This window comes from Bacillus sp. DJP31, from assembly GCF_049310945.1.
Lineage (GTDB): Bacteria > Bacillota > Bacilli > Bacillales > SA4 > Bacillus_BS.
Map to the genome: position 1 here is coordinate 143,247 of NZ_JBMERO010000008.1, position 11,290 is coordinate 154,536.

Below are 11,290 nucleotides of genomic sequence, written 5' to 3' on the forward strand. Positions count from 1 at the left end.
TACCTCATCCCTCCAACATTTAAACAAGTCATTCTATTATAACAGAAATCCATTTGCTTTTGGTGATGGATTTTTCGCGTTAAAGCTGTGAGAAACTGCCCAACAGCTTTAATGCGGAAAATATCAAGAGCTTAAACCAAGCTTATTTCTTTCTTTTTCAATGGCACTTGGATCAATTCTTTCATATAGGGCTGTAATATTGTTTATAGTAGTATTTGATGTTTGTATATACTTCCATGAAGGCTGTTCGTTCATATTTAGATACCCTCTTATTTGTTCTGTTGAGAAAGGTAAAAAGGGTGAAAGTAAATTTGATAGGTTTACAATCACTTGAACACAGGTATATAAGGTATTATGACAATCTATTTCATTCTCTATTGCTGTCACCCAAGGCTTTTGCAGATCAAAGTATTTGTTAGCACCTCGGATTAAGTCGAAAATCAATTCAATTGCAACTTTGCATTCTCCATTTTCAATTTTACTTCCTACAATCTTATATAGCTCGGTGATTCTCGCTTTTAATTTTAAATCCATTGTTCCTTGAGGAATCTTACTATCAAACGATTTCTCGATGAACTTCAGTGTACGATTGACAAAGTTCCCATAGGCACCAAGCAGTTCTCCATTGTGAGAGTGGACAAATTCTCTCCAAGAAAAGTCTGCATCTCTTTTCTCTGGAGCGTTTATGGTGACATAATAACGAATGGAGTCAGGGTGATAGTTTGAGAGTAGGTCTGGCAACCATACGGCATAATTTTTGCTCGTTGAAATTTTCTTACGCTCTAACGTTAAATACTCATTTGATATAATATGACTTGGTAACTTTAGCTTTTCTTTTCCTAATAGGAGCGCAGGCCAAATGATTGTATGAAACGGAATATTGTCTTTACCATGAACATAATAGGCCTTTCCTTCAGGAGCATCTGGATTCCAAAAACCTTCCCAATCCTTGTTCATGGTTTTCCCCCACTCAATGGAAGAGGATAAGTAACCTGATACGGCTTCAATCCAAACGTAGATTTTTTTATCCTCGAATCCCGCTACAGGGACAGAAATGCCGATAGAAAGATCCCTCGAAACAGCCCGGTCATGTAAGCCTTCTTTTAAATAGCGCTCTGTTAGATGAATGGCATTTTCTCTCCAAGTGCCATTTATCTTTGCTTCCTGAAGAAAGGCTTCCAGTTTCGTTTGAAATAATGATAAGGCGAAATAAAAATGCTCAGTATCCTTTACTGTTGGAGATTGACTACACAGTTTACATTTTCGATGTAGCAAATCCAGAGGATCCAAAATACTTGAACAGGTATCACACTGATCTCCTCTAGCCTCGGCGAGACAGTGAGGACATGTGCCTTCAACATATCGATCAGGTAAGAATTGATCGCACTCCTCACAAAACGACTGCTGCACCGTCTTTTTATAAATCAAGTTCTTATCAAGTAAATCTTTAAAAAGCTCCTGAACTACTTGGTGATGAGTCTCCTTATCTGTTCTAGAAAAGAGATCAAACGTAAACCCTAATTGCTCAAAACAATGGACGAACTCCTGGTGATAATAATCCGTTATCGTTGAAACATCCTTCCCTTCCTGTCTTGCACGAATCGCAATAGGTGTTCCGTTACAATCACTACCCGACACATACAAAACCTCCTCACCCTTTTGTCTATAATACCTAGCTACTATATCGCCTGGTAACAAACCTGCAATATGTCCCAAATGCAGCGATCCATTTGCATACGGCCAAGCTCCACCGATAAAAATACTCATTCAGATCTCCTCCTATTTCCCAATTTTTTTAGCACAAAAATACAAAAACCTCGCCCTTTAACAAGAAAGATTCTTGTTAAAGGACGAGGTTGGACGCTCGTGTTACCACCTTTATTTACTAATAGCTCACACTATTAGCCTCAACAGGTACAAAGAAGCTCTCAAAAAGAAACTTCTATACCGTGGCATTTGTAACGGATGCCAACTCCCGTTGCAGCCTACCTCCAGGAAATGTGGAATCGGTGCACAGCTCAGAGACCATTTTCCAACATGTGTTCTTTGCTTCTTTTCAGCTACCGAAGCTCTCTGTAAAAGACACGACCATATTGTACTTTTCTCATCATAGCGTTTTTAACATACTGCCAGAAAGTAAAAGAAGTTTCAAGTCTTTTTCGTATCTAAATTTGAATCTGAACAACACTGTTTAAATAATAATCTAAGCCACTCATAGTTTTTATGTTTCTACAGATAATATGTTTAATTTTATAATAGAGGGGAGCATGAATTTGATCAGACCAATGGCTTTTTTACTACTAATTGTATTCTTTTTTGGACCACAAATCACACTTGCTAATCAAACGTGTGATTTGCCTTGCTTCATTAAATCTTCTGAATGGGAGGTTCAAGTTAAAGAGCTAAGTCCAACTTCATCAAAGAATAGTTCTCTTTGGTTCCGTCTTGAAAATAATACAAAACCCAAAAAAAATGTCACTGTCCGGGCATTCCTTTCAAATCCTTTCCTCACCTATCAAATTCCACTTTTCAATGCAGTAGAAATTTCAGAACTCTCACCGAATACAGATTTTGTTTTCCAACATTATGAAAGGCACCCTTCCTCTAAGCAAATAGAAATCGAACTAACATGGAAATCCTATGACAAGCTCTTAACTGAAACCTTTCTCATTAACATGGGTAAGGACCCTTCCGATTTACCACATTAACATGTTTGGGAGCTCTCCCCCTCACATGCACCTAAGTGGTAAAGCGAATCTCTCAGATTACGTTAGGAATAAGATCTACTTCTATCAATCTGTTTTAATCGTTAGATGTATAGATGTATCTCAAACCTATACACTGGCAACAATGTTAAAGGCTGTTTTCGTAAACATTTCACATAAATCGTATTTTAAAAAAACAATTTTTTAGAAAAGAGCGATGTTAAAAAAGGAGGAGAACATGAATAGTCCACTTTACCAAATTGTTAATGTCATAGAAAACGATAATGTAGTAACTGTAAACTATCTCTGCAAAAACGATCCCATTCCATACTCATTATTTCAATGCTCATTTGAAACGGATGGCACAAATTATTCAATACAAGAAATCCTACAATACTGTTTAAAATCTGAAGATTATCTAGATATACGAGGTCTCTATTCTTCTGATTTGGAACAATCAATTGCCGAAAACTTAAGTAATCAAATCATGCAGTAGTTTCTATCTTAACCATAAGAGAATATTGACCATTACGCAGCAAAGGAGTGGAGGAAAAACCTCCACTCCTTTGCTGTCAACTAAGATAATACTATTTAATACAGGAAGTCCTAAAAGGCCTGCACAGAGTTACTTAATGCGAGGAACAAAACTCCACAACGTTTAAGTAGCAAAGAGCTGCCCCCCCTTTTTTTTGATTATGTTGTTAGATTAGTAACCAACGTATGCTGAACCTACGATTACTAAAAGAATGAACAATACAACGATTAATGCGAAACCACCTGCATAACCTACTCCTCCGCTCATGGTGACACCTCCCCTATGACTCAAAGTTAGACTATTCATCGAAAAAAAATATGTAAGGGCGAATACCCAGTTTCAAACATTTTCGCGAGGAAAACTTACCGATACCTGTTAGCATGCATATGCTTTAGAAGGACTTATAAAAAGGAGAAAAAAGATGAAATACACCTATTCAGATTTACTTGCAATGTTTGGAATTGGGGGGGCACATCCAGGTGGCCTAGCTTTAACAAGAGCTATTTTAAGTGAACTACCATTGAATCAAGATACCTATTTTCTAGAAGTTGGGTGTGGAACAGGGCAAACGACTGCTTATATTATGTCCAATCATCCTTGCAAATTGTTTGCAGTCGATAACCATCCACTAATGATTAGTAAAGCGAAAAAAAGACTGCAATTTGGGCATGAAAAAGTTGAATTGTTAGAGGCCAGTGCCGAGCAACTTCCTTTTAAGGATCAGATGTTTCATTATGTGCTTTCTGAGTCGGTGACTGTGTTTACAAATATAAAGGAATCTGTAAACGAATATTTTAGAATTTTAAAAAATAATGGGGAACTAATTCTAATAGAGATGACGTTAAATCAGCCATTAGATCAAGATGAGGCGAAGGAGTTGATACAGTTTTATAAACTGAATCAACTTAATACTGAAGCAGATTGGATTGATCTCCTAAAAGAAGCTGGATTTAAAGATGTCGTAGCACACACAATTGTCCTTGAAGAACTCCACCGAGAAGACCAGGACTTCACAGAATTTGATATGAGTGAAAATATAGATCATCAATTGTTTCACATACTTGATACTCATGAAAAACTGACACTTCAATACAGTAATAAACTAGGCTTCCGTGTATTTATCTGCAAAAAGCAGTAACTAGTCAAAAGTACAATCCCTAGCTCCCTTCTTATCATAAGTTAATAATGTAATAGGAAAAATTGGTTGTAAAATAGCCAACGTTTGCTTTTGCAAGGAAAGTAGTTTACCTACTTATTAGCTATGAGAAGGAGGTTAAGCAAATGTCTCAAGATATGTATGGAATGTGTTGTCGTTATCAAGGTAAAACGGTCCGCATCAACGAACACAATGGACGTAACCATGTTGGGCTAATTACTAGAGTTAGCCGAGATCGTGTGTTCATCGAGCCTGCTTCACAAAGAGGCGGTTTGGGTGGTTATGGATACGGTTTCTATGGTGGCAGATATGGTGGATATGGTGGTGGATATGGTGGCAGATATGGTGGATATGGCTATGGTGGATATGGTGTTGCACTAGGTGCAATCGCTGGTATCGCATTAGCTGGTCTCTTCTTTTGGTAAATCATTAGAGACTGTCCTCAATTCTATTAAAGCGATGGGGGCATCCCATCGCTTTAATTCATTTACCAATTAATCAGTCTGTTTTTCGTTTAGTATTCCTAGCTTCACTATCAACGGCTGGATTGAAAGACCTTGAATAATTAATGAGAACAACACTACACAGAAAGTAAGCAATAATACATCATCTCTTCCTTCAAAGCCGGGTGGCAGGCTTAAGGCCAAGGCGATCGATAAGCTTCCCTTTAATCCACCCCAATTTAAAATGATTTTATCTTTATTGGATAGATCTTTTAAAAATGCGGTACTTACATATAAGGCGATTGTTCGAGCTATTAGGACTAACAAAATGGCAAGCAAAATAATTCCCCATCTTCCTGATAGATCAATCTGTCTTATTTCTAGTCCAATCATTAAGAAAATAAGTGAATTGGCTATCAGAGTAATTGTATCCCAAAATGAATGAATGTTCGTATGTGTAAGCTCTGACATCCCAACCTTGGCTCCGTAGCTCCCAAACACTAAGCCGCCTGTCACTACTGCAATTACACCTGAAACATGAAAATGTTCTGAAATGAAATAGGATCCGAAAAACAGCAAGGCAGAGAAAGCAATCTCCAATGGATAATCATCATATATACGAATGATTTGTGAGAAGATCCAACCTAAAAGCAATCCAATTATTGTGCCTCCAATAACGAACTTTAGAAACAACAAAACTCCGCTACCTATACCAGCCCAACCCATTTCTATGTAGGTGATCAGGTAAACTGTTGAAATTTGAAAAAGGACAACGGCTATACCATCGTTAAATAAGGACTCACCCTCGATAGTCGTAGCTAATCTAGAAGGTACTCCTAATGTCTTGAAAATGGAAAGAACGCTGATTGGATCAGTTGCACTCATTAAAGCAGCAAAAGTAAAGGCTACCACTAAGGGCAAACCTAGTAAATAGTACCCTCCAAAACCAATTAATATAAACGACAATAGAGTACCACCCAATGCTAGTGCTAACACTGGTTTTCTCCTTTCAAGCAAGTGAGAAAACGGTAATTTAATCGATGCATCACCAAGAAGGATGGGTAAAAATAAAGAGATAATAATTGCTTGAAACACATGTGATTGCGTTATAAATTGCTCAGCTTCTTCAATAATAGCAATTTGAGTCGACCCAAGAAATAATCCTACTAAAACAAGGGCAATAGAATAGGGCTGTTTAATGAGTTTGGCTATTGCTATCACTGTAACTGAAATACCTAATAATAATAAAATTTGAATAAAGACTTCATTAAATTCGTGCATGTGCACCCTCCATCCATACGTTTCCATTTATTATTATAAATGAAAATCATCTATAAAGAAATGGAGGCCATTCATCTTCTTATGGACATTTAGTATGGTCACTTCGTGCAGATCTTCGCTTGTATTATTTAATGCTTAACGGAAAAATATAAAATGAAGTCAATAGAATGCCCAGTAAATATAAAATGGAAATATAGCTAAGAAAAAAATCTAATTACAGACAGCATACATATTTTTTTAAAACCTGCGAATCCTAACATAGTAAAATAAATAATATTCTGGAGGAATACTAATGCAAAAAAATGCAAGAGGCTATGTTCAGGATTCTGTTTCTGCTCTAAGTAATGCAAAAGAAAATTTACAAAATGCTTTAGGGACCGTTGAAAGGGAAACAAATCGAACTGACATTGAGCAAACATTAAAAACAGTTGAAAGTGCATTAGAACAATGTAGCCAAACAGCTAATGTTTTAGAACAAGTATAAAGAAATTAGATCACACACAGGCGAGAGTGTCTGTGTTTTTTTCTGTGCTCAAACCTAATCAAAAGCAACAATATATTAGTTAAGAGCCAAAGTGAAAATGGCATTCACATATTAGTCATATGTGAATGCCATTTTATACTGTTTGAATAACCCAATTAATACTAACGCAATGAGGGTATAAATTCTTCCATCTTGTTTGTCACCAACTGATAAAAGTATTTTTTTGCACTATCAGTACTATTCCCACCGAAAAATCCATTACCCGGACAGGTTTTAACAGAGTGCCCTTCACTGAAAGCAAGGCTGTCATGTAACAGGATTATTCCCATTAGATTTCATGCAATAAATCAGATATGATTTTACAGTAGTATTTGTTAGATCTTCTACATTTAGAACTTGCTTAACAACACACCTATGAAACTCCCCTAAAATAATTTGATACGTTTTGATTGCTTGTTTCGATAGGTTTTGATACTCCCTGTCTTCCTTAAAATCTTGTATAGCAAATTTCAACAACATAAAAAGACCACTAACCTTCTTATTTTTCAAAAGAAGGTTAGTCGTCTTAGTTGTAAGAAAAGTGTCTACCAGTGACCACTTTCTTACTCAGCTTGCAAAACAAAATCATTGTGAAACCCTTGATATATAACGTCTATGACCCGTGAGGGATTCGAACCCACGACCCCTTCCCTGTCAATTCAGAAGGGGTCGTTTCCGCTTATCTCTCAGAATACCCTCAAACCTACTTATATTAGGGGTTTGGGGATATTTCTTGTATTATTTGTATCCCTTTGTTTTCGGGTGTTATTTCGATTATGTGACCAATTTGGTGACCACTTTAATTTAGGATTTTATATGCTTCACCGTAACGTTGGATAGGGTAAACAACTAAAATGTAATAATTAGAGGCAGTCATCTATCTGCCTCTCTACTATGATAAGTCCTTCATATCCTTCTTAAAATTTATGTAGCCGTCTTTACCAGTCCAACCAAGTAACTTTATAATTTCATAAGCCATATTATCCTGTCCAGAATCATAGCTACCGAATTGTATATTGCCAGCTGCTATTAATCCGTCAAAAACAGTTTTAATGTTATTATATATAGTACCTTGATAGTGTATTGCTTGGTTTCTTCCTTCCCATATTACTTTAATAATGTCAATTCCATTAATTTGCCTAAGGTGTTGACTAGTATTGTATATATTGATAATATCGTCTCTTTTGTCTGTACTATGTTTAGAAACTAAGCTATGCTGAACGACTTGCAATATTGTTTGAGAGAATACTACAACTAAACCATATTTACTCATAGCACTTTTATTACTTCGAAGTTCTTTCAGTCTATCTTTAGCTTTTGTAAAATTTTCTTCACTTAACCTAGCTTTATATTGATCTGGATGTTCTTCGTTGTCGTTTTTCATTAATACTGCTTCTCCCAGATAATATTGATACATAGAATCGTTATGAGGGCTTAATAATTGATTTTGTTCCTCTGAGTAGATCATGTTTAATATATTCTTTATTGTTGGGTCAATGTGTTTTAAAAATTTTTCCATTTTTTATACTCCTTACGTATTTTTATAAGCATAATCTCACCAATAAGGCTGCCTTGGCATAATAATTGATAACGGGGAGAGGAGTTGCCCTCTCCTTCTTTATTTATTCAGACTATCAAGGATCACATTTCTCCAAGCTTTTGCATCAACCCCATTTAAATCATCTGTCACAATGAGGCGTTGAGAGAATCCATGTTTATCGTACCATTTCTTTTTCTTTTCCCAATGCTTACGATAGCTTGGAATATTTAACATGCCAAGGTGTTCTATATACCATTCCTCCCCGCTGAAATGAAGAGTAAAGTCTGGTCGATAGAATGTTCCATCATCAGCATATAAAGGGACATCGTATTGGAAAGGAATGTCCTCTTCAAACAAGATGTTAGCAATAATAACTTCATTTTTTGACTGAACCATATGGTCAGAAAGCGTCCTATGTATTTTACCTTCCTCGTACCAATCATCCATATTAAAAAACTCTAATGGTATTGGTTCAAATTCAAAAGTAGATGAGTTGATCTTAATTAGTTCGGATGCTTCTTTTCTGCTCAAACTTAGCAATGGTGATATATCTTCTTCTACAAACAGTGTTGTATGCACTTGGGCCCTTGTAATTCCTGTATAAAAGAGCTCCTTTGAAAGTAAGCGTTTTTTGCTTTTCGGCAGCACAAAGTAGACTCTTTTAAATTCACTTCCTTGTGACTTATGGACCGATATCGCATACGCTAATTCCAAGTTTTCTTCTACTGCCGACTTTGAATCAAAGTTTACTCTGTAATGTTCTTTTCGGTTAAATAGAACTTGGAACTGTTGTAACCGAAAGTTACTCCAGTACCATTTCTTTTTGTCAAACGGGTGCACATGAACAAATCCTAATTCTCCATTAAATACTTGAATCTTTTCATTTGATCTTGTTTGCATGTTATAAGCCCAATATGGGTTCGACTTCGGACGATTTTTATATTGAATCACTTTATCGAAGTAACTAACTCCACCGAGATTCCCTTTATTTGTCTTGTTTGAACCGTTAAAAACATCTTGGATTAACTGATTAATTGATTCCGTACCAAATGCTTCTCCTCTGTAAGGTGAGATGATTTGGAAAGCCTCTGCACTGTGTTTCCCGTCTTCTTGATTAAGTATCTTAAAGTCTTCCCAAATCCGTTCTGGGTCAACTTTTTCTCCTCTTAATTCCTCGATATCACTAATGATTGTTTGGTATATCTTCCGTTTAAGTTCTTCTCCGTCATTCCAGTAAACTACAGATAAATCTTTATCGATTTTTCCACCCTTCTGTACTTTTTGTAGTACATCCTCAGAGTTGATCTCCTTTTCTACATTAAAACCTTCCGTATAGAGGCTGGCAAGCTTTAATGATATACCACCGCTTTCTAGCTGCCTGCAATTTGTTTTAAGCATTCCTATCGATTCAGGAAATTTGCTTTTTAACCAGTGTAAAATATCGGCAAAAGGCTTACCTACTCCTATTGGTGGAAGCTGATTCACGTCACCGACAAATATTAGTCTTTGTACCGTATTCAAATTAATCGCCTTAAACAGTGTAGCTAACAAATTTACATCAATCATAGAAGCCTCATCGATAATATATGTAGTTACATTAGTCTCTACAGTTCCACCGCTTCTCTTAAAGGTCATATTATTATTTAACCAACCACGCTTCGCTAAGAATGAATGAATTGTTTCAGCAGCCTTGTCTGTTCTCTCCCTTAATCGATCAGCAGCTTTTCCTGTTGGAGCTAATAGCTGAAATGTTGTTCCTTCACCGTGTGCTTTCATTATTCCATTGATAATGGATTTAAGAATTGTTGTTTTCCCTGTCCCAGCTTCTCCATGAATAATCGAAATTGGCTGTCTAAATATCTGTCGGCAAATCTCGACTTGCTCATTTAATATATTCTTATATTGGTCTGGAGCTTTTTCAAGAATAGGACTGTTAGGACTGTAAAGCATATTCTCCCAATCATCATCTGTAACTGGATACTTGAGCGTTATCTTAGACCGTGAAAGCAAAGTACGAATAACCTTTTCAATTTGTCTTTCTAGCTCATATACATGTTTACGATATAGATAAATTGACTCGTCCGTCTTTCTTATATATAGGCTTTTTGACAACTCATCTTCATCTACTTCTATATGCCGCAATGTAAAAGAATCCTTTTTATATTCAGGCATATGTGACAGACTTTTGTTCAACTTGTTTAAAATCTGTTTCGCATCCAAGAATGCATGCTGGTTAAATTGTTTTAGTATTTCACAGCAAAGTGCTTTTAATCTTCTCGGGTCATCAGTGTCCAGCATACTCTCTTCCCCTAAATCAGGGGACGGATAAACACCATGGTCAATCTTATAAAATGTTATTCTATCATCCATGTCATCTCCGATATACTCTTCGTTCAGTAAATATGGATTTTCAATTACTTCACTTAAAGATGAATATATTCCAGACTCATCTCTATTCTCACTAACAATTCTTTCAATCTGCTCTTTTGACAGATCGAAACGTGGAAGAACGTCTTTAAGTATAATCCGCTCTTCGTCTTCTTTGATTTTCCAATGTCTTTGTATTTTTTTCAATTCTGTTTTATCAATATTTAATGACGACGGCGTCTCAACTTTTCCTTCAAGCATGCCAAAAAGCGTTTCTTTGATCTCTCTGATATCGGTTTTTGCGACTTGTGTTTTTATATATGGAATTGCTTTTGAAAAATTAATGTAGTTCATAACTGCTGGTAATCCAGGCAGCAAACCTCGGTGTTCCCATAGCTCATTAATTAAACTACTTAACCAGTTTATTCTTTGATTCCAGTCTTCAGTTGTATCGCCAAGCTCTTTAAGCGTATGGGCAATATCTAAAAAGCGTTCAATTAGACCTAACGCTTCGTCATCACTAAATTTCCGTGTACCATATTTAAAGTTCCGTTGATTTTCAGGAATAAAAGCTAACTTTGAAAGAATTTCTTCATTATCCATATAACAGTGATAAGGAATTCTCATACCTTCTTCGGCATAATTAGATTGAATAACACGGCCCCATACAAATCCTCCGAATCTATTTAGACTTTCTTCACTTTGGTTTTCATAGGTCATTTCTTCTCCAATTTTCTTTA

General features: G+C 36.1%; 10 protein-coding genes and 1 other annotated feature. Of the genes, 5 read left to right on the plus strand and 5 right to left on the minus strand.

The genetic code is table 11. From position 1 onward, the window contains the following. Positions 1 to 123: 123 nt before the first annotated feature. Complete coding sequence (gene metG / locus ACOI1C_RS09965; RefSeq protein ID WP_422510381.1) at positions 124 to 1,767, minus strand: methionine--tRNA ligase; 1,644 nt, start codon at positions 1,765 to 1,767, stop codon at positions 124 to 126. A gap of 76 nt (positions 1,768 to 1,843) precedes the next feature. Next, positions 1,844 to 2,120, minus strand: a binding site (T-box leader). Positions 2,121 to 2,267: 147 nt separating this feature from the next. On the opposite strand from metG, the gene ACOI1C_RS09970 reads away from it, so the two are divergent. Both ACOI1C_RS09970 and ACOI1C_RS09975 read left to right on the plus strand, forming a co-directional pair. Then, positions 2,268 to 2,708 carry a hypothetical protein gene (locus tag ACOI1C_RS09970; RefSeq protein WP_422510382.1) on the plus strand — a complete coding sequence of 147 codons (441 nt, stop codon included), beginning with the start codon at positions 2,268 to 2,270 and terminating at the stop codon, positions 2,706 to 2,708. Positions 2,709 to 2,943: 235 nt separating this feature from the next. Continuing rightward, on the plus strand, positions 2,944 to 3,201 hold the full coding sequence (locus tag ACOI1C_RS09975) for a hypothetical protein (RefSeq protein WP_422510383.1): 258 nt from the start codon (positions 2,944 to 2,946) through the stop codon (positions 3,199 to 3,201). A gap of 210 nt (positions 3,202 to 3,411) precedes the next feature. Here ACOI1C_RS09975 and ACOI1C_RS09980 read toward each other — a convergent pair whose 3' ends face one another. Next, a complete protein-coding gene (locus ACOI1C_RS09980; protein WP_422510384.1) occupies positions 3,412 to 3,507 on the minus strand; it encodes a YjcZ family sporulation protein in 96 nt (31 codons plus the stop codon). Positions 3,508 to 3,661: 154 nt separating this feature from the next. On the opposite strand from ACOI1C_RS09980, the gene ACOI1C_RS09985 reads away from it, so the two are divergent. Together ACOI1C_RS09985 and ACOI1C_RS09990 are read left to right on the plus strand one after the other, a co-directional pair. Then, positions 3,662 to 4,378: a class I SAM-dependent methyltransferase gene (locus ACOI1C_RS09985; protein ID WP_422510385.1), complete on the plus strand. Its 717-nt coding sequence runs from the start codon at positions 3,662 to 3,664 to the stop codon at positions 4,376 to 4,378. 143 nt (positions 4,379 to 4,521) lie between these two features. Continuing rightward, on the plus strand, positions 4,522 to 4,821 hold the full coding sequence (locus tag ACOI1C_RS09990; protein ID WP_422510386.1) for a hypothetical protein: 300 nt from the start codon (positions 4,522 to 4,524) through the stop codon (positions 4,819 to 4,821). Between the two features lie 69 nt (positions 4,822 to 4,890). Here the strand turns inward: ACOI1C_RS09990 and ACOI1C_RS09995 are convergent, their stop codons facing one another. Next, entirely contained in the window at positions 4,891 to 6,120 is a 1,230-nt protein-coding gene (locus ACOI1C_RS09995; RefSeq protein WP_422510387.1) for a cation:proton antiporter, read from the minus strand. 292 nt (positions 6,121 to 6,412) lie between these two features. Here ACOI1C_RS09995 and ACOI1C_RS10000 point away from each other — a divergent pair, with 292 nt between their 5' ends. Continuing rightward, positions 6,413 to 6,604, plus strand: coding sequence for a hypothetical protein (locus ACOI1C_RS10000; protein WP_422510388.1), 192 nt, complete (start codon positions 6,413 to 6,415; stop codon positions 6,602 to 6,604). A 931-nt stretch (positions 6,605 to 7,535) separates the two neighbouring features. Here ACOI1C_RS10000 and ACOI1C_RS10005 read toward each other — a convergent pair. After that, complete coding sequence (locus ACOI1C_RS10005; protein ID WP_422510389.1) at positions 7,536 to 8,162, minus strand: hypothetical protein; 627 nt, start codon at positions 8,160 to 8,162, stop codon at positions 7,536 to 7,538. 99 nt (positions 8,163 to 8,261) lie between these two features. Then, on the minus strand, positions 8,262 to 11,290 hold a 3,029-nt coding region (locus tag ACOI1C_RS10010), incomplete at its 5' end, for an AAA family ATPase (protein ID WP_422510390.1).

Coding starts and splice junctions, on each gene's coding strand:
- ACOI1C_RS10000 (WP_422510388.1), top strand. CDS start 6,413: ATGCAAAAAAATGCAAGAGGCTATGTTCAGGATTCTGTTTCTGCTCTA.
- ACOI1C_RS09975 (WP_422510383.1), top strand. CDS start 2,944: ATGAATAGTCCACTTTACCAAATTGTTAATGTCATAGAAAACGATAAT.
- ACOI1C_RS09995 (WP_422510387.1), bottom strand. CDS start 6,120: ATGCACGAATTTAATGAAGTCTTTATTCAAATTTTATTATTATTAGGT.
- ACOI1C_RS09985 (WP_422510385.1), top strand. CDS start 3,662: ATGAAATACACCTATTCAGATTTACTTGCAATGTTTGGAATTGGGGGG.
- ACOI1C_RS10005 (WP_422510389.1), bottom strand. CDS start 8,162: ATGGAAAAATTTTTAAAACACATTGACCCAACAATAAAGAATATATTA.
- ACOI1C_RS09990 (WP_422510386.1), top strand. CDS start 4,522: ATGTCTCAAGATATGTATGGAATGTGTTGTCGTTATCAAGGTAAAACG.
- ACOI1C_RS09970 (WP_422510382.1), top strand. CDS start 2,268: ATGAATTTGATCAGACCAATGGCTTTTTTACTACTAATTGTATTCTTT.
- metG (WP_422510381.1), bottom strand. CDS start 1,767: ATGAGTATTTTTATCGGTGGAGCTTGGCCGTATGCAAATGGATCGCTG.
- ACOI1C_RS09980 (WP_422510384.1), bottom strand. CDS start 3,507: ATGAGCGGAGGAGTAGGTTATGCAGGTGGTTTCGCATTAATCGTTGTA.